Below are 25,135 nucleotides of genomic sequence, written 5' to 3' on the forward strand. Positions count from 1 at the left end.
CTGATTCTGAAAAAAACTATGCCTCAACTAAAAATCCAATCATCAACGGAAATGATCTCCGTTGGCAAAATGCTTTGCCTCGGGAAAAATTATGAGAAACACGCAAGGGAAATGGGGGGGGAAGTTCCGCCCAGCCCAGTGGTTTTTCTGAAGCCTTCCACCGCGTGGGTTGGCGATGGCGGAACAGTGCTAATCCCCGCAATTTCCAACGACCTTCACCACGAAGTTGAGCTGGTGGTAGTGATTGGCACAACAGCGCGTGACGTTGCGCCGGAAAATGCTATGAACCACGTGCTTGGTTACGCCGTGGGGTTGGATATGACCTTGCGTGACGTGCAGTCGGTGGCAAAAAAACGGGGGGAGCCGTGGGCCGTGGCAAAAGGGTTCGACACATCGGCACCGATTGGGGAAATCGTGCCAAAAGAATTAATTCCGGATCCGCATAACCTTACGCTGAAATTAACCGTCAACGGTCAAGTTCACCAGCACGGGAGCACGGCTGATATGATCCTACAAATACCCCAAATTATCAGCTACCTTTCCGCGATTTACACGCTTGAGCCAGGGGACTGCATCTTCACCGGAACCCCAGAAGGGGTCAGCCAAGTTCACCCCGGCGACACGCTTGTTGCCGAAATTGAAGGCGTTGCAACCCTGAGTGTGGGGGTTGGGAGGCGGTGAAAACAGCTATCTCACCCCAACCGGTGAGCATATTTCACCACGCCATCCGCATCGTGAAAATGGAGGTGGATTCCGTTGCTGGTGATTGCCATCCAAACGTAGCCCATGTTGGTTGCTGCGTAGATGGTGTTCTCCTTCCATGAAGTATCACGATGCCCGCCACCCCCGCCAGAGACGACGTAGCTTACCCCATCAACAGGTTTCAGCAGCTGAATGTCGTGATCGTGGCCACATAAATACAGCCGCACGTTGTGCTTCACCAGCACTTTCTCGAACGCATCGCGCATCCGTTTTAGGTTCCCATAAATTCCATTGGAATAGAGCATGTGGTGGCCAAACACAATTTTCCACTGCGCATCCGATTTTTCTAATTCCCGATCAAGCCACGCGCTTTGTTCGGCGGCGGCCCCGGCAACGGCGGTTTGCACCAGCTGGGTGTCCAGCGAGAATAATTGCACCGTGGTTCCGTCGGGGGCGGTGAGTTTTTGGGTGTAGTAGCGGGACGGCATCCGCCATTGCGGATTTTTTTTTGAATACTCCACTTGTGCTTCTGGAACAAAGCCGTAATCATGGTTCCCCAATGTTGGGAAAAATGGCTGCGTAAGCCCGCGGTCGTGGTACATCTTCACGAATTTCCGCTCCCACTGCGGATCCTCCGCCGATTGCACCCCTTTCGGGTAAATATTATCCCCGGTTGAGATCACGTAATCGCAGCCATATTCTTTTGCGGTTCGGAGCATTGAATTTGCCACCCGTGCCTGGCCGCTGGCTCCGGTTCCCCAATCTCCAATAATCAAAAAACGCATCCCTATCTGGTTCGGAATATCGAACGGAGTAAAATTAGGGATGGGCTTTGCACCTTTTACCTCCGAATTCCCCCCCAATGCCGACCACAACGCAAATAATTTTTCGTGGAATGCAACGGAGGTTGCTGCAAATATCCCAGCGGTGGCCAGGGCGGTCTGTTTCAGGAAGGAACGGCGTTGCATGGGCTGCTTGTGATTGTTGAATAATGGAGATGTCCCACCACGTTAATGGGCTTGGTACCAATTTTTCCCGATTCCTGTTTCCACCACCATCGGCACGGGGTCAAGGGGGAAGCAGGTTTCCATTTTTTCTTTGACGAAGGCGGCAACCGCTTCGGCTTGGCTGGCGGGGGCTTCAAACACCAACTCGTCGTGAACTTGCAGGAGCATTGCGGCTTCGGGGAAAGCCGCTGGAAGCGTGCGGTGGATAGCAATCATCGCCAGCTTGATGATGTCGCTGGCGCACCCTTGAATCGGCATGTTGATGGCCGCGCGTTCTTCCGCCCCGCGTGTTGTTGGGTTGCTGCTGTTGATGTTCGGATAATGCCGCCGCCGCCCGCTTAGCGTCTCCACATATCCAAACGTCCGGGCTTTCTCCAACGTGCTCCCGATGTAGTTCTGGACCCCGGGATATTTCTCAAAGTAGGTTCGGATCAGTTCCGCCGCTTCGGTTTTGCTGATCTTCAGCCGCCGCGCCAACCCGAACGGACCAATGCCGTACATGATCCCAAAATTCACCTCCTTTGCCCGCCGCCTCATGTTTGGCGTCACCTGGTCCGGCGTAACGTTGAAGACGTTGCTGGCGGTGGCGGTGTGGATGTCGAAATTCTCCTGGAACGCCCGCACCAACGCTTCGTCGCCGCAGATATGCGCCATGATCCGCAGCTCAATCTGTGAGTAGTCGGCGGAGATTATCACCCCGTCCGGGACGTTGGTGGTGAACGCCTTCCTGATCTCCTGGCCCATCTCGGACCGAATCGGGATGTTCTGGACGTTGGGGTTGTTCGAGCTTAACCGCCCCGTACTGGTGACGGCTTGGTGGTAGCTGGTGTGGATCCTTCCGGTCCGCTGGACGATAAGGCTGGGGAGCGCGTCAACGTAGGTGCTTTTCAGTTTTGCGGCCTGGCGATACTCCAACACTTTCTCCGGCAACGGATGGAGCGCGGCAAGTTCCTCCATCACAAACTGGTCGGTGCTGTATCCGGTTTTGGTCTTCTTTTTGGTGGGGAGCTTCAGCTCCACAAACAGAATATCGGCAAGCTGTTTCGGCGAGTTGATGGTGAACGGGCGTCCGGCCATTTCGAAAATTTCCCCTTGCAGCCGGACCATGATTTGGTCAAGGCTGGCGGAGATTTCTTTCAGCGCGGGAACGTCAATGAATACGCCGCGCGTCTCCATTGCGGTCAGCACCTCCACCAGCGGGTAGTCGAACGTTGTGGCCACTTCCAGAAGGTTCTGCTGGCGTAGCTCGGTGGTTAATCGGGTGCAGAGTTGCAGGGTGATGTCGGCATCTTCGGCGGCATACTGGGCCACTTTTTCCAACGGGACTTCCCGCAGCGTGGTTTGCTCGCGCCCAACCCCGATAAGGTCGCTGATTGGGACCGGGCGATAGTTCAGAAACCGTTCCGAAAGCGCGTCCATTCCGTTCGGTTGGGTGCTGTCCAGAACGTAGCTGGCAATCATCGAATCCACTGCAAGGTTGGCCACCGTTACCCCGTGGCGTTGCAGCATCGCCATGTCGAACTTGGCGTTTTGGCCACACTTCGGGATTGATGGATTTCCCAGCAACGCCCCAATCACTCCCAACGCCTCCTCCAACGGAATCCCCTCGGTTGCCGATCCCCGTTTCTCATCAAGATCAAAAAGATTTTTCCCTTCGGCTGGGTGGGTGATTGCCCCTTGCGCAATCGGCACGTAGAAGGCTTCGCGAGGATTGACCGCGAACGAGAGCCCAAGGATGTTGGCCGTCCCCCAATCAAGGCTGTCGGTCTCCAGATCGAAGGCAACCATTGCCCCGGCGGAAAGAGTCTCCACCATTGCCCGAAGCTCCGGCAAGGTTCGCACAATCTGGTAGCTGTGGGGAACCGTGGCGATGGTCTGCGGTTGCTGGTTCGCGGGGGAATCCGTGGCTGGGCTTGCGGCTCCGGCTGCGGCCCCGGTTTCTTCGCGCTCGCTATTCTCTGGCTCCGTTCCTGTTGTTGCCGCTGCCGGGGTTGCTGCGGCGGCGGGCGAAGTTGGCGTTGCGGTCCCCGAACCCCCTTGCAATTCCTGGTATCGTTTTGCCAGCGATTTGAACCGTAAATCGTTGAAGAGCGCGATCAGTGCCGGAACGTCGGGGGGATCAAGATGGAGGTCCTGGTAGCTGACCTGGACCGGAACGGAGGTGTGGATGGTGACAAGCTCCTTCGAGAGAAATGCGTTGTCCCGATTTTCCAGCAGCTTCTTTTTTGTTCCGGCTTTCTCCACCGTCTCAATGGCTTCGTACAATGCCTCGATGGTGCCGTATTGTTGGATCAGCGGGATTGCCGTTTTCTCCCCAATTCCTTTCACCCCCGGGACGTTGTCGCTGCTGTCGCCCATCAGTGCCAGCACGTCAATCACCCGTTCGGGGGGGACCCCAAATTTGGCGATGACTCCATCAATCCCCACCACCTCCTGCTCGCCGCCGGGGCGTGTTGGCTTGTAGACGAACACGCGGTCGCTGACAAGCTGAAGGTAGTCCTTATCGGGGGTGACGCAGAAGACTTCGTAGCCGTCGGATTCGGCACGGCGGGCAAGGGTTCCAATGATGTCGTCGGCTTCGTAGCCAGGCATTTCAAGGGAGGGGATGTGGAACAGCTTGACGATTTCCTTCACGCGGGCAAGCTGCGGAACCATCTCCGGCGGGAACTCGGGGCGGTGGGCTTTGTAGTCGGTGAATTGGATATGGCGGAAGGTCGGTTCGGCGGTGTCCCACGCAACGGCGATAAGGTCCGGTTTCTCCTGCTCCAGCAAGCTAATTAGCGCGGTGACAAAGGCGAACGTGCCGCCGGTTGGTTCGCCATTGCGTGCGGTAAGGTGAGCGTTAATCAGCGCAAAGTATCCACGGAACAGGATGGCCATGCCATCAAGCAGGAACAGGCGTTTGGGTTGGGACATCGGACGTGTGTGCAAATGATTGTGGGAATGGGGCGCAAGATACATGAAGCACGAAGAGCCGTGCAACAGAATCATGCGGCCAGTTCTGTGGGGATTTGCCAGGTGGTTGCTTCTATCCCCCCATAATCGTCGCCACCACGTTGCGCCCGCCGCCGTGGTTCCGGTGCTCGCAAAGGTAGATTCCTTGCCACGTCCCCAGCAGCAACCGCCCGTTGGCGATTGGTATCGTTAGCGCGTTCCCAATCAGTGCTGCCTTGATGTGCGCGGGCATATCGTCGGGGCCTTCGTCGGTGTGGCGGTAGTGGTGCGCGTGTTCCGGGGCCAGAATGTTGAAATGCCGTTCAAGATCGCCCCGAACGTCGGGGCTGGCGTTCTCGTTGATGCTTAACGATGCCGAGGTATGCTGGATAAAAAGATGCAGCAGCCCAACGCGGCACTCGCGAAGCTCCGGCAACGCCGCCAACACCTCATCGGTGATGATGTGGAACCCACGTGAACGCGGGCGCAATGCAATCCGTCGCTGTGTCCATTCCATGCCATGAAAATAGGGAAGTGGCGGCGCAATCTGGCAGCCGGTGGTGGCTGGCTCCGGGGGGCAACAATAAAGCCCCCAAAGACTCCCCCAAAGATTGTATAATTGCCCCACGTATGACGTTCCTGAACCCTCTGATTCTGATAGCCCTTGCTGCGGCGGCAATCCCGCTGCTGCTCCATTTGCTCAACCTGCGGAAGCTCCGCACTGTTGACTTTTCTTCGCTTCGCTTCTTACAGGAGCTTCAGAAAAGCCGCATCCGCCGCCTGAAACTGAAGCAGTTGCTGTTGCTGCTGCTCCGCATCGGGTTGGTGATTTTTGCTGTGCTGGCGTTTGCCCGCCCCGCGCTCCGAAGCTCGTCGTCGTTGCCGGGGGCGCACGCTGCGGCCACTGCGGTCATCCTGATTGACAACTCCTTCTCGATGACCCTTCGCGACGACCAGGGGACCCGCTTCACCCAAGCCAAGCAGGCCGCGTTGGACATTGTGGAGATGTTGGAGGAGAACGACGAAGCCTACATCGTCCCGATGACCGACCCCAAAGCGGCAATCGGCGCGCAGCCAACCCACAACCGCGAGGTGCTGCGCCAAACCATCAACGGGCTTGGGCTGAACTTCCGCCGCGCCGATGTGGGCGATGCTTTGCGCGCTGCGGCCACCATCTTGGACCGCTCCGAAAACATCAATCGCGAACTCTACATCATCACCGATGCCCAGCAATCCAACGCACGCGGGGAAGCCGATTCGCTGAAGCTCTTCACCGGCGACACCCGCATCTACCTTCTTCCCATTGGCACCAACCGCGGCCTGAACGGAAGCAATCTTGCCCTTGATTCCATCCAGATTCTTACCTCACTTTTTGAGCGCGACCGCCCGGTGGAGCTTCGCGCTTGGGTTCGCAACTACGGCCAGCGCGATGTTGAAAACGCGACCGTGAGCATGTACATCGAAGGGAACCGCGTGGCGCAATCGGGGGTGGAGTTGAAAGCAGGGGGGAACGCCGTTGTTGAGCTTTCCGCGCCCCCAAAACGGAGCGGGTTGGTAAGCGGATACATCCAAGTGGAGGGGGACGATTTCGATGCCGACAACAAGCGGTGGTTCGGGTTCCCGGTGGTGGAGCGGATGCGCGTTGCGATTGCCGGAAGCCCCGAAAACACCACCCCGCTTGGGTTGCTGCTTGGGCTATCCGGCAGCACGATGGTGGCCGACCGCGTGGCCCCGTCGGGAATTGGTGGGTTGGATATGGGGGCATACTCCACCATCATCCTTGCCGATGTTCCGGTGGCTGCGGGCGACGCGCGGCGGCTGGCGGAGTTTGTGGAAGGTGGCGGCGGGCTGGTGATCTACGCCGGTCCGGCAACCAACCGCGACCAGTTCAACACAACGCTGGGGGTCAGTTTGGGGATTGGGCTGGGTGCGCCCGTCACCGCTGCCGATCCATCGGCTCCGCTAACGTTCGGTGGGGTGGAAAAGGAGCATCCAATCTTCAGCGGAGTGTTCGACCCCGCAAACCCGGGGAACATGGTGGAATCCCCCCAGCTTTCCACCATGCTTCCGGCATCGGGGGGGGAGTCGGTGATACGGCTAACGAACGGCAGCGCGTTTATGAGCGAGTTCCGCAAGGGGCGGGGGCGCGTGGTGTATGTTGGCGCGCCGCCAAGCGGGGCGTGGGGGGACCTTGCAACGCGGGGAATTTTTGTGCCGATTGCCCTGCGGAGCGTGCTGTACGTTGGGGCAACGTCCGATCCCTTCCCGCAAGGGATCGTTGGCCAGCCGATCACCGTTCCGCTGGCGGCGGCGCAACTGCCGGAGCAGGTGAAAGTGATTGGGCCGAACAAGATCGAGCAATTTGTGCCGGTGCGGAAGTATCCATCGGGGGCATCAATCCAAGTGGAAACGGCAACCGAGCCGGGGATGTACCGCGTGGAAGCTGCGGGGAAGGAGGTTGCCCTGTTTGCCGCCAACATGGGAAGCGGCGAAAGCGACTTAACGCCAATGACCGAGGAAGCCCTTCAGCAAGCGATTGGCGCACGGATGAGCAACCCGGAAAATCTGCGGCAGCTTTCGCCAAGCGGAAGCGACTTCGGGGAAGCGATCACCCAATCCCGTTTTGGATTGGAGCTGTGGAAATATATGCTTGCCCTTGCGCTGCTCTGCGCCTTTGCCGAGATGTTCGTTGGGCGGGTGTCGAAAACCGCCGAAGCAAGCGCGTGATGGGGATGCAATTTGGAAACCTTCACCCAGCTGGGATTCCGCAAGTTTGCCAGCGGTGCGCGGCGGCATTTTGCCACGCCACGGGTTCACGATTCCAACAGGGCAATTAGAACGCTTTCATGTCCGAACAAGTCCGCTTGATGTTTACCGAGCTTGCCGAGCGGTACGATGCCGGCAACGACCTGCTCTCCTTCGGCACCCATCGCTTGTGGAAACGCCGGTTGGTGCGCCGCGCCGCTGTGCGCCCGGGCGCGCAGGTGCTGGACATCGCCACCGGAACCGGCGACATCGCCCTCCGCTTTGCCGATGTTGTTGGTCCAGAAGGGAGGGTGATCGGGGCCGATTTTTCGGCCAAGATGATCGAGCAAGCCAAGCAGCGCCCGAACAACCAAAAAACCAACCTCAGCTTTGAAGTCGGCGATGCCATGCGCCTCCGTTTTGCCGACAACACGTTCGACGTTGCTTCCATCTCCTTCGGCATTCGCAATGTTGATGAGCCGGTGGTCGCGCTCCGCGAAATGCGCCGTGTGGTGAAGCCGAACGGGCGGGTTGTGGTGATGGAGTTCGGGCAGCCGCGGGGTGCGTTCGGGGTGTTGTACCGTTTCTACACCAGCAACATTGGTCCGCTGCTTGGCGGGCTTATCAGCGGCAAACGGGATGCGTACGAGTATCTGGACCGCACCGCCGCCGCCTTCCCTGCGGGCGATGCTTTCTTGGAGCTGATGCGGCAAGCCGGATTCCAGAATCCAACAAAGGAATCGCTGTTTGGCGGAATCGCCTTCATCTACATGGGAACCAAAACGAGCCGAGAATGAAATCGGTGGCGGGGAGCGATGTTGGCCGACGGCAACCAAGCATCGCCATATTGAGCAACAATCGAAGCAACAGCAACCAATGACCATGGCCCCCAATCTTCGCGATTCTATCACCGTTGGCATCTCCGGCGGAAGCGGGGCTATCTACGCTGTGCGACTTCTTGAAATACTTCCCCGGTACTACCAGCGGGTGAATATCGTCATGTCGAGCGCCGCGCACCAGGTGATGGCCCAGGAGGTGGGCCTGCAACCGCCAGCAACCGGCCCATGGCAGCTTCCGAACGCCACCCAGCAGGAGGCCGAGCGCGTGGTCGTCTGGAACAACCAGAACTACAACGCCCCGTTTGCCAGCGGAAGCAACTGTCCCCAGCAGATGGTAATTATCCCTTGCTCGATGAGCACCGTTGCAAGCATTGCCCACGGCGTGGACCAAAACCTGATGCACCACGCCGCAGGGGTGATGCTGAAAGAAAAAAAGGGGCTGATTCTTGTCCCGCGCGAGACTCCGCTCTCGGCCATTCACCTGCGAAATATGCTGACCCTTGCCGAGCTTGGCGTGACGCTGATTCCGGCAATGCCTGGCTTCTACAGTGGCCAATCAACCTTCGATGATCTTATCAACTTCGTCCTGCAAAAGGTGCTGAACCATCTGGCCATTGATCTGAAACTGAGCAGGAAATGGGGGGAGTGATGAACGATGGAAACCAGCAAGAAACCGCTTGGGTTCATCCTTCATCTGGCTTCTTCCGCAACTGACAACCGACGAATTTTCTATGTCTTCCAAACTCATATCCCGTGTTCGTTCTTTGCTGGAGCGTGAGGAGCGCGTTGGCGTGGATGATTGCCGCGAACTGTTCGGGGTGAAGGACCTTGCGGCGATTGCCGCGCTTGCCCGAATCCCCCGCGAACGCCGCCACGGGCGCAATGCCCACTACCGCGCCCTGATCCCGCTCAACGTTTCCACACTTGATGACCTTGCCCATGCTGCCAACCAGCACCAGGCCGGGGCCGTTGGCGTTGCGGTGCGTCCGGTGGGGGCGCTTGCGGCAACGCTTGCAGGGTTGGCGGATTTGCAAACGGCGATGCGCGCCTTCCCCGCACCTTCCACACTTTTCCTTTCGGCAGGGGTTGTGGCGCGGGCTGCGGAACGGAGCGGAATCTCCATTGAAAATGCGTTGCAAATGCTTCAGCGCGGTGGCGAACTGTTCATCACCGGCGATGAGGCCGAGCTTTCCAGCCCAGAGTTTCGCGCGGCGCATTCCACCGCTGCCATTCCGTTCCAGGATTGGATTGCCGTCCACCGCGCCGCCCACGCCGCCGGGTTGAACACCGGTGCTTCCATGCTCTGCACCGTCAAGGATCGCCCGGCTGAGTATGCCGCCCATCTTTTGGCGATTCGCACGCTGCAGGACCAGACCAACGGGTTCGTTCAGTTTGTTCCGATGGGGATCCAAAACAGAAACGTGGCCCAGTGGTATCTGGCCGCGCCAACGGCGGCGCAGTCGCTTCGTGCGGCGGCGGTTGCGCGGATATTTCTGGACAACATTCCCCACATCGCTGTTGCCCCTTCGCTGATGACCAGCGAGGGCGCTTTTGTTGCGTTAAGCTACGGGGCCAACATGATAGACCCCACCATTGCCGTTGACGATGTCCATTCCGATGAAGGCTTGGGGGAAGGCGCGGCGGCGCAGCCATCGCTTCCGGTGTTTGCCCCCTCCACAGCGCGGCAGCGTGCAGGAATCCTTCCCCGAATGGTCCACAGCCGAATCGTTGAATCCCGTTGGGTTCCGGTCCCGATGGATGCCACGTTCAACGAACTCTCCTCCCTAACGATTCTTGCCGAGCCGTAATGAGCCAGAACGGAGAACATTCCACGACTATCCCAATGCCAACGCTTGCACCTTCCCGAAAAAAACTGCGCGTGGTCGCAGCGGACTTCCTGAACTCACTTCCGCTAACCGTGGAAATGGCCGAGGATGAGCTGTTCAACTTCGAATACGTTGTCCCCAGCGAAGGGGCGCGCCAGATGATGGAGCAGGAATCCGACATCGCGCTGCTTCCGGTGGCGGCGGTGGCCGAGATTGGCGGGCTTGAGGTTGTGCCGGGCCCCTGCATCGGCGCAAACGGAAGGGTGGAGTCGGTGGTGATTGTTAGCCAGGTCCCGCTGGACAGCGTTGAGCGACTGTTCATTGACAACGCCAGCCGAACCTCGGTGGTGCTGGCAAAAGTGTTTATGGATTCGGTGGGGAAGGGGAGCATCCCGTTTATTCGGATGCCGGGCCAGGAGATTCCCGCAAGCGTGAAAGGGACCGACGCCGGGCTGCTGATTGCCGACATCGCCTTCCGTGAATCGAAGCAATTCAAGTACCGCCACGACCTTGCCGACGCGTGGAAACGGCTTACGGGCGAACCGTTCGTCTTTGCCGTCTGGGCCGCGCAGCCGGGGGTGCTTACCCCTGAGTTGGTGGAGCGGATCAACCGCCGGTTCTGGGACGGGATTGCGCGGAAGCATCAGATTATCGAGGAGTGGGCAGCACGCCACCAAATGCCAAAAGCTGAGGTTGCCGATTATTTGGACGAGCGGATTCAGTTCAATCTGAACAAGTCGGCTTGGTACGGGATGCAGGAGTTTTTCCGGCTGGCAAGCAACATGAAATTGCTGCCCGATGCGCGTGTGGAGTTTGCCACGCCGCAATCGCCGCAGAACGGCATTAACACGTTCGGGAAATTTGTGCCGGAGGTTGTTCCCTACAGCCGCAGCTACGGCGTGGACCGCATCCTTGCCCGCGCCGATTCGGGCCGCCGCATCAGTGTCCACGATGCCGAGCGGCTTTATCTGGAGGCCGATCTGACCGACATTGGCGAGGTGGCCAACAACATCCGAAGCCGGATGAACCCCGGGGGGCGCGTCAGCTACATCATTGCTCGGAACATCAACTACACCAACGTCTGCAACGTTGATTGCGGCTTCTGCGGTTTCTACCGAAGCGACGACCCAAAGCGAAAAGGGCACAACGAAGGCTACGTTCTAACCCGCGAACAGCTCCGCGAAAAAATGAACGAGCTTGCCGACGGCGATGGCGTGCAAGCGTTGGTCCAGGGCGGGGTCAACCCGAATCTTCCGCTGGAATATTACACGAACTTGCTCCGATGGATGAAGAGCGAATGGCCGCAAATCCAGCAGAACAGCTTCAGTGCCGACGAGGTGTTGGGGCTGTGCCCAAACAAAACTCCGCAGGAAATTTCCGCAGTGCTCCATGCCCTGCGCGATGCCGGGTTGGATACGTTCGCCGGTGCCGGGGCGGAGATTTTGGTGGACCGTGTCCGCAAGCGGGTAAGCTACAAGAAGAGCCGTTCGGCGGTCTGGCTGGAAGTGATGCGTCAGGTGGGGATCATGGGGATGAAGGCTTCGGTGACGATGCTGTATGGAATGGGGGAGACCACCCGCGACAAGTTTGCGCACATGGCCAAAATCCGCCAGCTGCAGGATGAGGTGGCGCCGTTCATGGTGTTTGTCACGTGGCCTTATCAGAAAGGCCCCGATCAGAAGATCAAGTCGTTCGACCAAGCCGGATCAACCTACCTGCGGGTCCAGGGAATTGCCCGGATATTCTTCGACAACATCCAGCACATCATGTGCAGCTGGGTGACGCAAGGTCCCGACATCGGCCAGACGGCGTTGTACTACGGTGCCGATGATTTCGGGTCGGTGATGTTCGAGGAGAACGTGGTTTCGGCAAGCGGAACCACCTTCAAGATGGACGCAAGCTCGATGGAGCATTGCATTGGCGAAGCGGGGTTCATCCCGTTCCGCCGCAAAGGGGATTTCAGCCCGTGGGACCCGGCGGAACATCAGGCACTGAAAAGCCAAAGCATCATCGCCGAGCTTACCCCGGGGATGATTTGAACAAGCGATGAACCAGTAGCCGTCGGTGTCTCGGCAGGCTAAAGACCTGCCGCTACCCCAACAGAATCGGAGCTGCCATTACACGGGTAGCCGCCCCGACCTCCGTCGGGATTGATAAAAGGTCTTTAGCCTTCGGTGTCTATCCCCTCGGCAGGCTAAAGACCTGCCGCTACCCTGACAGAATCGGAGCTGCCATTACACGGGTAGCCGCCCCGACCTCCGTCGGGATTGATAAAAGGTCTTTAGCCTTCGGCGTCTATCCCCTCGGCAGGCTAAAGACCTGCCGCTACCCCAACAAGATCGGGGCCGCCATTACACGGGTAGCCGCCCCGACCTCCGTCGGGATTGATAAAAGGTCTTTAGCCTTCGGTGTCTCGGCAGGCTAAAGACCTGCCGCTACCCCAACAAGATCGGGGCCGCCATTACACGGGTAGCCGCCCCGACCTCCGTCGGGATTGATAAAAGGTCTTTAGCCTTCGGCGTCTATCCCCTCGGCAGGCTAAAGACCTGCCGCTACCCTGACAGAATCGGAGCTGCCATTACACGGGTAGCCGAAGGTCTTTAGCCTTCGGCGTCTATCCCCTCGGCAGGCTAAAGACCTGCCGCTACCCTGATAAAGATCGGGGTCGCTACCCCGCAAGCAAAAACAAGAAGGGGATCAACAGTTTGCTGTTGATCCCCTTCTTCATTCTTCAGCCGATATTCAACGGCGGTGATGCTGCTAAAACAGCTTGCTCCATGCTGGATAGATAAGCAACCCAAGCCGTGGCTGGCTTAGGAAGAACTCCGAGGTTCGGCGTGGCAGCACCCGGTCGGACATGATCTGCGAGATATACCATTCCGCTGTTGGGGCAACAATGCCGTAGGGTGTTTTGATGTTAATGGCCACCCCGAACGACCCGCTAAGCCCCCATCCCGTCTCCACAAACGCTTTGTAGTTCGTGTCGCGGACTTCCTCAACCAGCCATTTCTCTAACCCGTAGGAATTGCGGAAATAGGTCATCCCCAACGAGGCATGAAGGTTCACCACCGATGCCGGGTTGCCGGTAAACCGGAAGTTGAAACCAATCTGCTGGTGGTCGTTCGGCGGCGCGAACTCCTCGCCAGTGGTGTTGGTGTAGATGGTGTCGTACAGCAGGGTGTTGCGGCTTTGGGTGTAGGTAAGGTCCAGCTGCAACCAATGAACATCAAGGCTGCGGAGCGGCGTGCCGCTTAGCCATACGCCATATCCCGGCACAGCGTTGGCATCGGTCAGCGACCCGCTGATGATGGTGGTGGAAGCAAAATGCCCGCCAAAACCGAACCATTTCTCGTACGGCTCGGAAGGCTTTTCTGGCGTGGGAAGCGAGTCGGCAGGGAAGGCCGGGGGCGTGATGCGGGCGGAAGCCGCTGCGTGCTGCTTGGCTCCATGCTTGACTGCTGTTGTCTGCTGGGCAATGGCCGCCGCAGAGGCCACAATCAGCAGTGTCATCAGTTGGAAAAAACGCTTGGCGTTGGCTGTTGTAGTCGTCATAATTTCTTGTAGGGTCGTGCCTCTCAATTCGGCCATCTTCTGTGCAACCAGCCCCACAAATGCGGGTTCGTTCCGTTTGCCACGGTGTGGGACTGGGGTCATGTACGGGGCATCGGTTTCAATCATGATTCGGTCGTCGGGGACGGCGCGGACGGCTTCGTCCAATGCCCCTTTGCTGAAAGTGATGTTGCCGGTGAAGGAGATCATTCCCCCCAGCGCCAGCGCCCGCTGCAACACCCCAACCCCACTGCTGAAGCAATGGAGTTGGAATTGCAGGCTGCCATCTTGCTCTTCCTCCAAAATCCGCAACACGTCCTCATCGGATTCGCGATTGTGGATCACTGCCGGAAGCCCAACGCTTTTGGCAATCTGAAGTTGCTTGCGGAACACCTCATGCTGCCGCGGCTTTGGGGCGAAGTCATAGTAGTAATCCAAACCGATTTCCCCAACGGCAATTCCGCTCCCTTGCCGAAGCAACCGCTGAACCTCGTCAAGGTCGCTGTCCTGAATCTCCGCCGCATGATGCGGATGCACCCCAACGGCAACGTGGATCTGCGGGAACCGTTCGGCCAGCGCTAACGCTGGCGCAAATTCTTGTGGCTTCGTGGCGGGTATCACCACGGCTTCCACCCCGGCTTCGGTTGCGCGCTCCAGCACTTGCTCGATGTCGTCGGCAAAGCGGCCCACGTACAAGTGGGCGTGGGTGTCAATTAGCGAGTGCATCCAAAACCTCCTGGACGTGGCCGTTCACTTTCACTTTGGGGAAGATATGCTTGATCTTCCCCCGCTTGTCAATGATAAACGTCGTCCGCTCCACCCCCATGTACTTCCGGCCATACATGCTTTTCTCCACCCAAACCTGATACCGGTTCACGATCTCCTTCTCAGGGTCGGCCAGCAACGGGAAGTTGAGCGATTCCTTGTCGGCAAACTTCCGGTGGCTTTTTACGGTGTCGGGGCTGGCCCCAAGCAGGACCACATCCTGCGCCGCCAGTCGGTTCAGGTTGTCGCGGAAGTCGCAGGCTTGCGTCGTGCAGCCGCTGGTCAAGTCCTTTGGATAGAAATAAAGCACCACCGTGCGGCCGCGATACTGCTTCAAACGGTGCGTGATCCCGTCTTGATCCTGGGCCGTGAAGTCGGGGGCAAGGTCGCCAACATTCAGCATGGTCTGGTTTGATTGATCTGGTTATCGTTTGCCGCCAAATTTCTTCCCGCCCCCTGGCCGCCCTCCGCCAAACCCTTTGTTGAAGTTGCGCTGCGGACGGTCGTTGTCGCGATCACCGAAGTTGCGCCGTGGACGGTCGTCGTTGCGGTCGCCGAAGTTGCGACGTGGGCGGTCATCGTTGCGATCGCCAAAGTTGCGACGCGGGCGGTCCTCGTTGCGATCACCGAAGTTGCGACGTGGGCGGTCATCGTTGCGATCGCCGAAGTTGCGACGCGGGCGGTCATCGTTGCGATCGCCGAAGTTGCGACGCGGGCGGTCATTGTCGCGGTCGCCGAAGTTGCGTCGTGGACGGTCCTCGTTGCGATCACCGAAGCTGCGACGTGGGCGATCCTCGTTGCGATCACCGAAGTTGCGGCGCGGGCGGTCGTTATCGCGGTCGCCGAAGTTGCGACGTGGGCGGTCGTCGTTGCGGTCACCGAAGTTGCGGCGCGGGCGGTCGTCGTTGCGGTCACCGAAGTTGCGGCGCGGGCGGTCGTCGCGATCACTGAAGTTGCGTCGTGGGCGGTCGTCGCGGTCGTTGTTTCTTGCCTCGGAACTGCGTCGCGGGCGGTCGTCGCGGTCGTTGAAGCTGCGCCGTGGCTGGTGTTCTTCGTCGGATTCTTCTTCGCTGCCGGCTTCGTCGTTGCCCTCATCGTCTAGCATGAATCGTTCGGCACTCCGTTTCCGGATTGGGCGGTTTCCTCCGTCGGCTTCGTCCTTGCTCCACGGCGTTCTGCTTGCAGGCTCCGCTTTGCTTGCAGGCTCCATTGCAAGCGTTTCATCCTCCATCTCTATTTCTTCCATTTCTCTTTCCATCTCATCTTCTTCGCTTCCGGAGTATGGCCCAAGAACCAGAACAAATTCGCCGCGAAATTTTTTCTCCACGAATTTTTCATTCAGTCCGGCAAGGGTGTCGTGCAGGACGGATTCGTTCGGCATGGTCAGGTTCATTGCCAGCGCAGCCGGGCGTGTGGGCATGGCATCGGAAAGGATGGAGAGAAGGGAGCGCAGGCGGTATGGGGTTTCCAGAATCACCACGGTGCGCAAGCGGTGGCGCAGCGCGCGTGCGGCGGATTCCCGCTCGCCAATTTTGCGGGGAAGGAATCCCACCATGTCGAACTCATCAATCCCAAAACCGCTTACCATCAAGGCGGTGGTGATGGAGCTTACGCCAGGGATGACCGTTGGCCGAAGCTCACGTTCGCGCAATTTCTGGACCAGTGCCGCGCCCGGGTCCGCCACCAGCGGAAGCCCAGCATCGCTGATAACGGCAACGGTTTTGCCAGCGTCCAGCAGGGCAATCACTTCTTCGGCGGCTTCTTCCTCGTTGTGTTCGTTCATCTCCATCAGCTTCGCGCTGATGTTGTGGGTCCGCATGATTCGCGCCCCAACTTTCGCTTCCTCGCACACCACAACGTCGGCGTTGGCAAGGGTGCGGATTGCGCGCAGGGTGATGTCGCCATCGTTGCCGATGGGGACCCCCACAAAAAAGATATTCCCCGAACGCCGCAGCCGGGGCGCGTCGGCTTCATCCCCCTCAGCACCTTCTACCTCTGCTTCCTCTCCCGATTCTTCGGGCTGGGGTGGTTGCTGGTTGGCCGTTGCCGCTGGCTCAGTTTCGGTTTCGATTGCCGCTGGCTCGGTTGTTCCGGCGGGCGTGCCGGCAGTTTCCGGAGCGGTTGTTTCGGCTTCCAGAGGCTGTTGTTCGGTTGGTTCGGTTGGCAACGTGGTTTCTTCGGCGTTACCGGTTTCGTTGGTCATGTATTGCGTTGATAAAAAGGATTCGAGTATCTACAATTTCTCCGCCGTGGCGTGGGTTCCGCAGCTGGCTATCCTTGTTGCTGCGGGATCATCGAGCGTTGGTACCATTCGCGCAGCAGCATCACCACCACGGCGGTGATGGGGACGGCAACCACCAGGCCCAAAAAGCCAAAGAAGTGGGCGAAGACGAACAGCGAGGCGATCATCACCACGGGGTGAAGGCCGACGCTTTCGCCGATAATGTTTGGTTCAATCAAGTAGGCATTCAGCGCGTGCAAGCCGCCAATCATCCCGGTGGTGATTAACGTGTGAATCCAGAAATCGCCCGGGGCAAACAGATAGAACACCATGGCGATTCCCAAATTCATGAACATCCCAATGGTTGGGATGAAGTTGCAGACCCCGGTAAGAATCCCAATCACCACGGCGTAGGGGACATCGAACAGCACCAGCGTTGTGGTTGCCAGCACCGCCACAATCGAGCTGGTGGTGAGGATGCCCCGAAGGTAACTGCTGATGATGTGATCGGTGCGGCGAACAAGATGGACGTACCGCTTGTTGTCGCGCAGAAGCACGCGCCGCACGAACCCCCGCAGTCGCTCGAAATCCAGCATCATGTACAACGCCAGCACCGGAATGGCGATAAGATTGAACACCCCTTCCAACACTGTGGTGAGGTTCTTCACCACCTCGAACAACGTGCTTGCCAACCACAAGCCAACCCCTTTCAGCTGCGGAAGGATTTGGCTTACCACAATTTCTTGGGCCTGTTTTTTGGGGATTCCCAATCGGGTGAGTTGCTCGGTCAGTTTGTCCTTATCCAGGAACCTGTTCGCATCCCGCAGCATTGCTTGGGCCGAGGTCCAAAGGTTGTTGATCTCATCAATCACCGGCGGGATCACGTAGAAGCCAATCAGCACGTAGGTGCCAAGAATCATCAGCACGATGGTCACCGATGTTGCCCAACGGGGAATTCCCCGCCGTTGGAACCGAAGCACCAACGGCGAAAGGATGTAGGCGATGATGAACGCTGCGATAAACGGAAACAACACCCCCGCCAGCGTGGTGCAAAGCCACAGCAGGAAGGTCCCAACCCCCAACTGCATCACCCTGCGCGAAACGATCTCGCGGCGGAATGGATAGAGCAAAAACACAAGGGCAGCGGTGATGAAAAAATCAACCACAAGCCCGTAGTTGCTGCTGACGGTGAACAGCAGCAGCCCGTACAACGCAAACCCACCCACCAACGCAAACATCTCCTGCGGGCGGATGCTGCGCCGCAAAGCGATGTGCGGGCGGCGCGTGTTCCGCGGGCCATGCCCCGCTGTTGGCGCGGGTTGGCCGCCGTCGGGTCCGTGCGTTGGGGAAGTGGGTTGTGGCGCTGCTTCCTGCGTGTGTTCCATCTCTTCTACGGCGGTTGTGTTGTTGATTCCTGCATCACGTGGCTGGCCGAGGCCCCGGGCGCATGGTTAGCGCGCGCCGGTGCTCCCGAACCCGCCCGCGCCGCGCTCGCTTGGCGCAAGCTCCGTCTGTTCTTCCCAGTCAATCCGTTCGTAGCGTGCAATCACCGCTTGGGCGATTCGGTCGCCACGTTCGATGGTGAACGGCTCGCTCCCCAGGTTCACCATCAGCACGTGGATTTCGCCACGGAAATCTTCATCAACGGTTCCTGGGGAGTTAATCATGGTGATGCCGTGGCGGATTGCAAGCCCGCTGCGGGGGCGCACCTGGCACTCAAGCCCGGGTGGGAGCGCAATGGCAATCCCGGTGGGGACCGCTGCCCGCCCAAACGGCTGGATTGTCACCGGCGCGGCAACCGCAGCACGAAGGTCCATGCCAGCCGCGCCAGCGGTTGCGTAACTGGGGAGGGGAAGGTCATCGAACCCCTCCCGCACGCGAATAATCGGGACGGAAATTCCCATGTTAGTTGAATGCTGCAATGTCGGTGATGTCCTGACCCAGAATCAACGTGTGGATGTCGTGCGTCCCTTCGTAGGTTTTTACCGACTCCAAGTTGGCGGCGTGGCGCATCACGGGATACTCATCCAGAATGCCGTTTGCGCCGTGAATCTCACGCGCTAACCGTGCGCACTCCAACGCCATCCAGACGTTGTTCCGCTTGGCCATGGAAATTTGCTGCGGGCGGACGGTTCCGGCATCCTTCAGCTGTGCAAGCCGCCAGCAAAGCAACTGGGCTTTGGTGATCTCGTTCAACATCCAAACCAGTTTATCCTGGACCAGCTGAAACCCGCCGATTGGCTTGTCGAACTGGATGCGCGTTGTGGCGTATTTCACCGACGACTCGAAGCACGCAATCGCCGCGCCGATTGCCCCCCAGCTGATCCCATACCGTGCTTGATTTAAGCAGGAGAGCGGGCCGCGCAGCCCCTGGACCCCGGGCATGATGTGCGTTTTGGGAATCTCGCAATCCTGGAACACCAGCTCGCTGGTGACCGATGCCCGAAGCGAGTGCTTCCCTTTCATTTCCGGCGCGGTGAAGCCTGGGGTTCCTTTCTCCACCATGAACCCGCGAACCACACCATCCAGCTTTGCCCAAACCACCGCAATGTCGGCAAGGGTTCCGTTGGTGATCCACATTTTGGCCCCGTTCAGCACGTAGCCGCTGTCGGTTTCGCGGGCGGTGGTGATCATTCCGCTGGGGTTGGACCCGAAGTCCGGCTCGGTAAGCCCAAAGCAGCCAATCGCCTCGCCGGAAGCAAGGCGCGGAAGCCAGTGGCGTTTCAGTTCCTCGCTGGCATACTGCCAGATTGGGTACATCACCAGCGAGCTTTGGACCGAGACGGTGCTGCGGACGGCGGAATCGCCCCGCTCCATCTCCATGTTAATCAGCCCGTAGCACATGGAGTTCATCCCGCCGCCGCCATATTCTTCGGGGATTGTCGCGCCAAAAATGCCAAGATCGCCGAACCGTTTGATAAGGTTCATCGGCGCGGTTCCTGCGCGGTAGTGATGCTCGATAATCGGCAGAATTTCCTCATCAACAAAGGAGCGGACCGTGTCGCGCAGCAACCGCTCTTCTTCGGTCAGCAGGCCGTTGATGTCGTAATAATCGGGAGTTATGATCGGCATGAAATCGGGAATATGTGTTGGTTATCGCCTACGTACGTTTCGCGCTTCTTGATGACTATCGCTGCCGTTTTGCACGCCGTGCCGGGGCCGGGCGTGCAATTTCGGCGCGGCAAAATAACCAACCCCAAACGAACCACCCCCCGAACCCGCCCCCACCCTTTGCAAGAACTTGTTAGTTCCCCCGCTCGCGCCGCCGCCCGAAGCAGGCGCGGGGCTTCCAAATCGGTAACTTTGCCCCAGTTCAATCCCAGCACACACACACGCCGATGACAGCCCGACACGTTGCCGACATCCTTTCCGAAATAGAGACGCTTCTGACCCTTCATGGCGAAGATGAGTTCCGCAGCCGCGCTTTTGGGCGGGCGGCGCGCGCGCTGGAAACCACCCAGGTTGACCTTGAGCAAGCCGCGCAACAGGGCGCGGTTCTGGGAATCCCAGGAATCGGAAAAGGCCTTGCGCCGGAGGTGATGGAGATTCTGCAGACCGGGAAATCCGCAACGCTGGAGGGGCTGAAAGCCCAGACCCCGCAGGGGCTGATGGACATCTTGCAGGTGCGCGGCCTGGGGGCAAAAAAAGTGCGGGCATTGTGGCAGCAGCTTGGACTTACCACGCTGGGGGAGCTTGAGTACGCTTGCACCGAAAACCGCGTGGCGGGGCTTGCGGGGTTCGGGCAGAAATCGCAGGAGAAGATTCTTGCCGGAATCCAAGACGTGAAGAAGCGGCGCGGGAAGCTCCGGCTTGACGGCGCAACGACCCTTGCCGAGGCACTGCTGCCGCAGCTTCGCGCAATCCCCACGGTGGAGCGTGCCGAAATCGCCGGGCGGCTGCGGCGGGGGTATGAAGAAATTGAGGTTCTTTCCTTCGTCGTGCAATCTGGTTTCCCCGAAACGGTGGAGCACAAGGTGGCCGGGTTGGGGGAAATCAGCGAGGTGGCGCGGCGGGGGAACGTTATTGTTGCCAAGTTCGATGGCGAAATCAAGATTCGCATTGAGGTTGCCGATGCCGACCACTTCATTGCCACCTTCCACCACCGCTCCGGCGCAAGCGATTACAACATGATGATCTCCATCCCCTTGGAACAGAAGGGGTATGAGTTGACCGAGAACGACCTGCTTCGCGATGGCGTTTCCGTTCCGCTGGCCAGCGAGGATGAGCTGTTCCGGCTTGCGGGGGTGCAGCCGATTCCGGTGGAGCTGCGCGAAGGGATTGACGAAGTTCGCCGCGCCGTGGATGGGACGATTCCCCGCTTGGTCCAGATGGAAGATTTGCAAGGGGTGATGCACGTCCATTCCACATGGAGCGACGGCCAAAACTCCATCCAACAACTTGCCGACCATTCCCGCGCGCTGGGCTACCGCTACCTTCTGCTGTGCGACCACTCCAAAGCCGCCTTCTACGCCAACGGCCTTGATGAGAAACGGCTGATGGCGCAAGGGAAGGAGATTGACGAAATCAACAAGCGGTTCGACCCGGCGGAGTTCCGGGTGCTGAAGGGGATCGAGTGCGACATCCTTGCCGACGGGAGCATGGACCTGAGCGACGACGCGCTGGCTTCGTTGGACGGGGTGGTGGCTTCCATCCACAGCAGTTTCAATCTTCCGCCGGAAGCGCAAACCGAACGGCTGTGCCGCGCACTGGAGCACCGCTACGTGACGATGCTGGGCCACCCCACGGGGCGGCTGATCCTTTCGCGAACCGGCTACAACCCCGACTTGCGGCAAGTGATCCTGACGGCAGCGCGGCATGGCAAGTCTATCGAGCTGAACGCCAACCCGCACCGCCTTGATCTTAGCTGGCGGATGATTCGGTTTGCCGTTCGCAAAGGGGTGAAGATTGCCATTAACCCCGATGCCCACTCGCTGGAGGGCTTCAACGTCCTTCGCTACGGCATCACCATTGGCCGCAAGGCTTGGCTCCGAAAAGAAGACGTGTTGAACGCCCTGAGCGCCGATGAATTCCTGGCAGCATCGGCACGGATGCGGGGGGAAGGAGCCTGAGAGAAGAGCAAGAGAACCAGAGATCACCGAGATCAATCTGAACAAAAAAAATCCCATGCACGATACGACCATCATTGACGGAAAAACCGTTGCCGCAGCGATTGAAGCAGGCATCAAAGCCGATGCGGAACTCCTTGCTGCGCAACGGGGAATCACCCCGGGGCTTGCCGTGGTGCTGGTGGGCAACGATCCCGCTTCGGCAACCTACGTCCGGTCCAAAGGGAAGGCCTGCGCGCGGCTTGGATTCTACTCCGCCACCCACACGCTGCCGGAGGAGACCACCGAAGCGGAACTGCTTGCACTGATTGCCGAGCTAAACGCCGACGAGCGGGTCCACGGAATCCTTGTTCAATCCCCCATGCCGAAGCATATCAACCCGGACCGCGTTGTGCTGGCGATTGACCCGCGCAAGGATGTTGATGGCTTCCACCCAACAAACGTTGGGCGGCTGGTGATTGGGCTTCCTTCGCCGGAACCGTGCACGCCGTCGGGGGTGATTGCCATGCTGAAGCATTACGGAATCGCCACGCGTGGGAAACGGGCCGTGGTGGTTGGGCGCAGCATGCTGGTGGGGAAGCCGCTGGCAAACCTGCTGCTGCGGAAAGGGGAAGGGGGGGATGCAATCGTCACCGTTGCCCACTCGGCCGCGGGCGATTTGGGGAGCATCACCCGCCAGGCGGATATCCTTGTGGCGGCAATCGGACGGCCAGGCTACATCACCCCCGACATGGTGAAACCCGGCGCGGTGGTGATTGATGTTGGGATCAATCGAGTGGAGGACCCCGCCGCCGAAAAAGGCTACCGAATCGTTGGCGATGTTGACTTCGACGCGGTTGCCCCGGTGGCATCGGCAATCACCCCGGTGCCGGGCGGCGTTGGGTTGATGACCATTGCCATGCTGATGAACAACACGCTCCGCTCGGCGCAAGGAGCCTTCAACTGATGCAGAACGACGATTGGGAATTTGATTTTGAGATTGATGGAGTCCCAGACCCCGAAGCCAACCCGCGCCCACACAAGGAGCGGAAGAAGTTCACGGTGCTGTTCCAGGACGACCATCTTATCGCCTTCGACAAAGCCTCGGGGGTGTCAACCATTCGGGAACGGTTCGAGGTTGGGACCTCGCTGAAGGAGATTGCCGAGCAGCGGTATGGCCAGCTTTGGACCGTGCACCGGATTGACAAGGACACCAGCGGCGTGGTTCTGTTCGCCCGCGATGCCGACACGCACAAAGCCTTGAACGATCAGTTCGAGCAGCGCACAACCATCAAGCGATATGCGGCAATCGTGGAGGGGGAGATGATGGAGCCGGAGATGACGATTGACATCCCGATCATCACCGACCCGGCGCACCCCGGGCGGATGAAACCTTCGGCCACCGGAAAGCCTTCGCTGACCGTGCTTGCCGTGCGCGAGCGGTTCCGTGGTTTCACCTTTGCCGAGGCACGCCCCCACACCGGACGGCAGCACCAAATCCGCGTCCATTGCCGCGCCGTGGGCCACCCGCTGGCGGTGGACCCGATGTACGGCAACCAGGATAAAATCCTTCTATCCACCCTGAAACGGAAGTTCAAAGATTACGGACGCGAGGAGCACCCGCTGATTGACCGCCTGACGCTTCATGCCGAGGAGCTAACGGTCCAGCACCCAGCAACCGGACAGCCGATCACCTTCCACGCGGACCTTCCCCGCGACCTTCGGGCATTGCTGACGCAGCTGAGAAAAGTGAGAAAGAAGGAAGAGGAGTAACGGGGACCGCAATGCGCATCGTGAAATCCATCTGGATATGGCTTAGCTCCGTGACGTTGCTGACGTTGTGGCTGATCCCCGTTGGCGTGGTCCGGCTGCTGGATCGCGACCCGGCGCGATACCGCACCGGAAGGACCCTTCGAAGGTTGGCCCCAATTTTAGTGGCCATCAACCCGATGTGGCGGCTGCGAACCGAAGGGGTGTTGGTGGGGGACCCGCGCCGGCCATACGTGGCAGTTAGCAACCACCAGTCGTTTGCCGACATCCCGTTCATCTCCACGCTTCCGTGGGAGATGAAATGGCTTGCGAAAGCGGAGTTGTTCAAGGTTCCGGTGCTGGGGTGGTTGATGCGGCTTGTGGGGGATATCATGGTGGATCGCCAGGACCGCCGCCGCGCCGCGCAATCGCTGGTTCATGCGGCACGGTATCTGCAAAATCATTGCTCCGTGTTCTTCTTCCCGGAAGGAACGCGCAGCCGCGACGGGCGTGTAGGGGGCTTCACCGACGGCGCGTTTTTGTTGGCCGTTCGCCAGGGGCTTCCCATTCTCCCCATTGCCATTGATGGTTCGGGCGATTGCCTTCCCAAAAACACGTGGCTGTTTGGCCAGCCGCGAACGGTCCGCTTATCGGTGCTTCCGCCGGTCCGGACCGAGGGATTAACCACAAAGGATGTTGGGGCAATCCGCCAGCAAGTTCGCCAGCAGATTATTGGCCAGATAGCCGCATGGCGCGGCGTTCCTGCCGGCGACGTTGATGCCCTTTTGCAGAACCAACCAGCAACAACAAACGAATCTGAACAACCATGAGCCAGCAATCCCACACGAAGATTTTTTTTGGCAGAACAGCAATCCTTGCTGCGGCGTTTCTGCTGGCGGCCGGGGTCGCGCTCCGCGCCCAGGACACGCCCCGGAAGCAATCGCCACGGCACTGCTTGTGGAAGGTGAGTTCCCCCACCAACACCATCTACCTGCTGGGTTCCATCCATTTGTTGAAGGAGGATATCTACCCGCTGGATACGGTGATTGAATCGGCAATCAACCAGGCCGAAGTCTATGCCTTCGAGGCCGATCTGGACAGTTTTGACCAGGACGCGATTGCCGGGCTGATGCTCAGCAAAGGGATGTACACCGGGGAGAAAACCCTGAAAAACTCCATCGCCAAATCCACCTACCAAAAGGTCGCAAAAGCGTTGGAAAAACAGGGGCTGGCGATCACGCTGTTCAACAAATTCAAACCCTGGGTGGTTGCCTTAACCATCATGGGGTTGCAGCTGAAAGAAGCAGAGATGAAAGCCGAGCATGGCATTGACAAATACGTCCACGGCAAGGCCGAAGAGCGGGGGAAACCAACCGCCGCGCTTGAGGCCGTCACCGACCAGATCAACCTGTTTTCATCGCTGAATGATGCCGCGCAGGAGTCGTTCCTGAAGCAATCGCTGGATGGGGCCAGCCACGGGAAGGCGGCAAAAGATGTGAACACCATTGTGAAAGCGTGGCAAAAAGGGGACCTGAAATCGCTGGAGAAGCTGCTGCAAAAAACCTACAAGTCCGACCCCGAATTCTACAAGCGCGCCGTCACCGACCGCAACCACAATTGGATGCCGAAAATCGAGGAGTTCCTGGCCGGGACGCAACCCCACTTGGTCACGGTTGGCGCGCTTCATTTGGTTGGGAAGGAAGGGGTGGTGGAGCTGCTTCGCGCAAAAGGGTACTCGGTTCAACAACTTTAG

The 25,135-nt window shown here is 59.0% G+C and carries 20 protein-coding genes; 11 read left to right on the plus strand and 9 right to left on the minus strand.

Features of this window, described 5'->3' with window-relative positions; translation table 11 throughout:
- The first annotated feature begins 18 nt into the window (after window positions 1–18).
- On the plus strand, window positions 19–681 hold the full coding sequence (locus IPM61_12290; GenBank protein ID MBK8912092.1) for a fumarylacetoacetate hydrolase family protein: 663 nt from the start codon (window positions 19–21) through the stop codon (window positions 679–681).
- Window positions 682–692: 11 nt separating this feature from the next.
- On the opposite strand, the gene IPM61_12295 is transcribed toward IPM61_12290, so the two are convergent.
- The 3 genes from IPM61_12295 to IPM61_12305 form a co-directional block, all read right to left on the minus strand.
- On the minus strand, window positions 693–1,670 hold the full coding sequence (locus IPM61_12295) for a metallophosphoesterase (protein ID MBK8912093.1): 978 nt from the start codon (window positions 1,668–1,670) through the stop codon (window positions 693–695).
- Between the two features lie 42 nt (window positions 1,671–1,712).
- Window positions 1,713–4,625, minus strand: coding sequence for a DNA polymerase I (polA, locus tag IPM61_12300; protein ID MBK8912094.1), 2,913 nt, complete (start codon window positions 4,623–4,625; stop codon window positions 1,713–1,715).
- Between the two features lie 112 nt (window positions 4,626–4,737).
- Window positions 4,738–5,160 carry a YjbQ family protein gene (locus tag IPM61_12305; protein ID MBK8912095.1) on the minus strand — a complete coding sequence of 141 codons (423 nt, stop codon included), beginning with the start codon at window positions 5,158–5,160 and terminating at the stop codon, window positions 4,738–4,740.
- Window positions 5,161–5,273: 113 nt separating this feature from the next.
- Between IPM61_12305 and IPM61_12310 the strand changes: the two genes are divergently transcribed.
- The 5 genes from IPM61_12310 (at window position 5,274) to IPM61_12330 (ending at window position 12,092) form a co-directional block, all read left to right on the plus strand.
- The gene (locus tag IPM61_12310; protein MBK8912096.1) at window positions 5,274–7,370 is read left to right on the plus strand and encodes a VWA domain-containing protein; all 2,097 of its coding nucleotides are present in this window, start codon (window positions 5,274–5,276) and stop codon (window positions 7,368–7,370) included.
- Window positions 7,371–7,489: 119 nt separating this feature from the next.
- The gene (gene ubiE, locus IPM61_12315) at window positions 7,490–8,185 is read left to right on the plus strand and encodes a bifunctional demethylmenaquinone methyltransferase/2-methoxy-6-polyprenyl-1,4-benzoquinol methylase UbiE (protein ID MBK8912097.1); all 696 of its coding nucleotides are present in this window, start codon (window positions 7,490–7,492) and stop codon (window positions 8,183–8,185) included.
- Window positions 8,186–8,264: 79 nt separating this feature from the next.
- On the plus strand, window positions 8,265–8,876 hold the full coding sequence (locus IPM61_12320; GenBank protein ID MBK8912098.1) for a UbiX family flavin prenyltransferase: 612 nt from the start codon (window positions 8,265–8,267) through the stop codon (window positions 8,874–8,876).
- 82 nt (window positions 8,877–8,958) lie between these two features.
- The gene (locus IPM61_12325) at window positions 8,959–10,035 is read left to right on the plus strand and encodes a hypothetical protein (GenBank protein ID MBK8912099.1); all 1,077 of its coding nucleotides are present in this window, start codon (window positions 8,959–8,961) and stop codon (window positions 10,033–10,035) included.
- Window positions 10,036–10,070: 35 nt separating this feature from the next.
- Window positions 10,071–12,092 carry a radical SAM protein gene (locus IPM61_12330; GenBank protein ID MBK8912100.1) on the plus strand — a complete coding sequence of 674 codons (2,022 nt, stop codon included), beginning with the start codon at window positions 10,071–10,073 and terminating at the stop codon, window positions 12,090–12,092.
- Between the two features lie 721 nt (window positions 12,093–12,813).
- Here IPM61_12330 and IPM61_12335 read toward each other — a convergent pair.
- The 6 genes from IPM61_12335 to IPM61_12360 all read right to left on the minus strand — a co-directional run bounded on the left by IPM61_12335 (window position 12,814) and on the right by IPM61_12360 (window position 19,660).
- Entirely contained in the window at window positions 12,814–14,328 is a 1,515-nt protein-coding gene (locus tag IPM61_12335) for a TatD family hydrolase (protein MBK8912101.1), read from the minus strand.
- Window positions 14,312–14,770 carry a thioredoxin-dependent thiol peroxidase gene (gene bcp, locus IPM61_12340; protein ID MBK8912102.1) on the minus strand — a complete coding sequence of 153 codons (459 nt, stop codon included), beginning with the start codon at window positions 14,768–14,770 and terminating at the stop codon, window positions 14,312–14,314. Before bcp ends, IPM61_12335 begins: the two co-directional genes overlap by 17 nt.
- Before the next feature lie 21 nt (window positions 14,771–14,791).
- The gene (locus IPM61_12345; protein MBK8912103.1) at window positions 14,792–16,570 is read right to left on the minus strand and encodes a hypothetical protein; all 1,779 of its coding nucleotides are present in this window, start codon (window positions 16,568–16,570) and stop codon (window positions 14,792–14,794) included.
- Window positions 16,571–16,638: 68 nt separating this feature from the next.
- Entirely contained in the window at window positions 16,639–17,973 is a 1,335-nt protein-coding gene (locus IPM61_12350) for an AI-2E family transporter (protein ID MBK8912104.1), read from the minus strand.
- A 66-nt stretch (window positions 17,974–18,039) separates the two neighbouring features.
- Complete coding sequence (gene dut / locus IPM61_12355; GenBank protein MBK8912105.1) at window positions 18,040–18,492, minus strand: dUTP diphosphatase; 453 nt, start codon at window positions 18,490–18,492, stop codon at window positions 18,040–18,042.
- Window position 18,493: 1 nt separating this feature from the next.
- Complete coding sequence (locus IPM61_12360) at window positions 18,494–19,660, minus strand: acyl-CoA dehydrogenase family protein (protein MBK8912106.1); 1,167 nt, start codon at window positions 19,658–19,660, stop codon at window positions 18,494–18,496.
- 266 nt (window positions 19,661–19,926) lie between these two features.
- Here IPM61_12360 and polX point away from each other — a divergent pair, with 266 nt between their 5' ends.
- The 5 genes from polX to IPM61_12385 are packed head-to-tail and all read left to right on the plus strand — an operon-like array spanning window position 19,927 to window position 25,135.
- Window positions 19,927–21,657, plus strand: coding sequence for a DNA polymerase/3'-5' exonuclease PolX (gene polX, locus IPM61_12365; GenBank protein MBK8912107.1), 1,731 nt, complete (start codon window positions 19,927–19,929; stop codon window positions 21,655–21,657).
- A 55-nt stretch (window positions 21,658–21,712) separates the two neighbouring features.
- Window positions 21,713–22,600: a bifunctional methylenetetrahydrofolate dehydrogenase/methenyltetrahydrofolate cyclohydrolase FolD gene (folD, locus tag IPM61_12370; GenBank protein MBK8912108.1), complete on the plus strand. Its 888-nt coding sequence runs from the start codon at window positions 21,713–21,715 to the stop codon at window positions 22,598–22,600.
- Entirely contained in the window at window positions 22,600–23,406 is an 807-nt protein-coding gene (locus tag IPM61_12375) for an RluA family pseudouridine synthase (GenBank protein ID MBK8912109.1), read from the plus strand. Before folD ends, IPM61_12375 begins: the two co-directional genes overlap by 1 nt.
- Window positions 23,407–23,417: 11 nt before the next feature.
- Window positions 23,418–24,212, plus strand: coding sequence for a 1-acyl-sn-glycerol-3-phosphate acyltransferase (locus tag IPM61_12380; GenBank protein ID MBK8912110.1), 795 nt, complete (start codon window positions 23,418–23,420; stop codon window positions 24,210–24,212).
- Complete coding sequence (locus IPM61_12385) at window positions 24,209–25,135, plus strand: TraB/GumN family protein (protein MBK8912111.1); 927 nt, start codon at window positions 24,209–24,211, stop codon at window positions 25,133–25,135. Before IPM61_12380 ends, IPM61_12385 begins: the two co-directional genes overlap by 4 nt.

This window comes from Chlorobiota bacterium (assembly GCA_016710285.1).
Classification (GTDB): Bacteria; Bacteroidota; Ignavibacteria; order OLB7; family OLB7; genus OLB7.

Excerpts from the sequence above, each read along its gene's own strand:
- IPM61_12290 (MBK8912092.1), top strand. The coding sequence starts at position 19 with ATGCCTCAACTAAAAATCCAATCATCAACGGAAATGATCTCCGTTGGC.
- IPM61_12295 (MBK8912093.1), bottom strand. The coding sequence starts at position 1,670 with ATGCAACGCCGTTCCTTCCTGAAACAGACCGCCCTGGCCACCGCTGGG.
- polA (MBK8912094.1), bottom strand. The coding sequence starts at position 4,625 with ATGTCCCAACCCAAACGCCTGTTCCTGCTTGATGGCATGGCCATCCTG.
- IPM61_12305 (MBK8912095.1), bottom strand. The coding sequence starts at position 5,160 with ATGGAATGGACACAGCGACGGATTGCATTGCGCCCGCGTTCACGTGGG.
- IPM61_12310 (MBK8912096.1), top strand. The coding sequence starts at position 5,274 with ATGACGTTCCTGAACCCTCTGATTCTGATAGCCCTTGCTGCGGCGGCA.
- ubiE (MBK8912097.1), top strand. The coding sequence starts at position 7,490 with ATGTCCGAACAAGTCCGCTTGATGTTTACCGAGCTTGCCGAGCGGTAC.
- IPM61_12320 (MBK8912098.1), top strand. The coding sequence starts at position 8,265 with ATGACCATGGCCCCCAATCTTCGCGATTCTATCACCGTTGGCATCTCC.
- IPM61_12325 (MBK8912099.1), top strand. The coding sequence starts at position 8,959 with ATGTCTTCCAAACTCATATCCCGTGTTCGTTCTTTGCTGGAGCGTGAG.
- IPM61_12330 (MBK8912100.1), top strand. The coding sequence starts at position 10,071 with ATGCCAACGCTTGCACCTTCCCGAAAAAAACTGCGCGTGGTCGCAGCG.
- IPM61_12335 (MBK8912101.1), bottom strand. The coding sequence starts at position 14,328 with ATGCACTCGCTAATTGACACCCACGCCCACTTGTACGTGGGCCGCTTT.
- bcp (MBK8912102.1), bottom strand. The coding sequence starts at position 14,770 with ATGCTGAATGTTGGCGACCTTGCCCCCGACTTCACGGCCCAGGATCAA.
- IPM61_12345 (MBK8912103.1), bottom strand. The coding sequence starts at position 16,570 with ATGACCAACGAAACCGGTAACGCCGAAGAAACCACGTTGCCAACCGAA.
- IPM61_12350 (MBK8912104.1), bottom strand. The coding sequence starts at position 17,973 with ATGGAACACACGCAGGAAGCAGCGCCACAACCCACTTCCCCAACGCAC.
- dut (MBK8912105.1), bottom strand. The coding sequence starts at position 18,492 with ATGGGAATTTCCGTCCCGATTATTCGCGTGCGGGAGGGGTTCGATGAC.
- IPM61_12360 (MBK8912106.1), bottom strand. The coding sequence starts at position 19,660 with ATGCCGATCATAACTCCCGATTATTACGACATCAACGGCCTGCTGACC.
- polX (MBK8912107.1), top strand. The coding sequence starts at position 19,927 with ATGACAGCCCGACACGTTGCCGACATCCTTTCCGAAATAGAGACGCTT.
- folD (MBK8912108.1), top strand. The coding sequence starts at position 21,713 with ATGCACGATACGACCATCATTGACGGAAAAACCGTTGCCGCAGCGATT.
- IPM61_12375 (MBK8912109.1), top strand. The coding sequence starts at position 22,600 with ATGCAGAACGACGATTGGGAATTTGATTTTGAGATTGATGGAGTCCCA.
- IPM61_12380 (MBK8912110.1), top strand. The coding sequence starts at position 23,418 with ATGCGCATCGTGAAATCCATCTGGATATGGCTTAGCTCCGTGACGTTG.
- IPM61_12385 (MBK8912111.1), top strand. The coding sequence starts at position 24,209 with ATGAGCCAGCAATCCCACACGAAGATTTTTTTTGGCAGAACAGCAATC.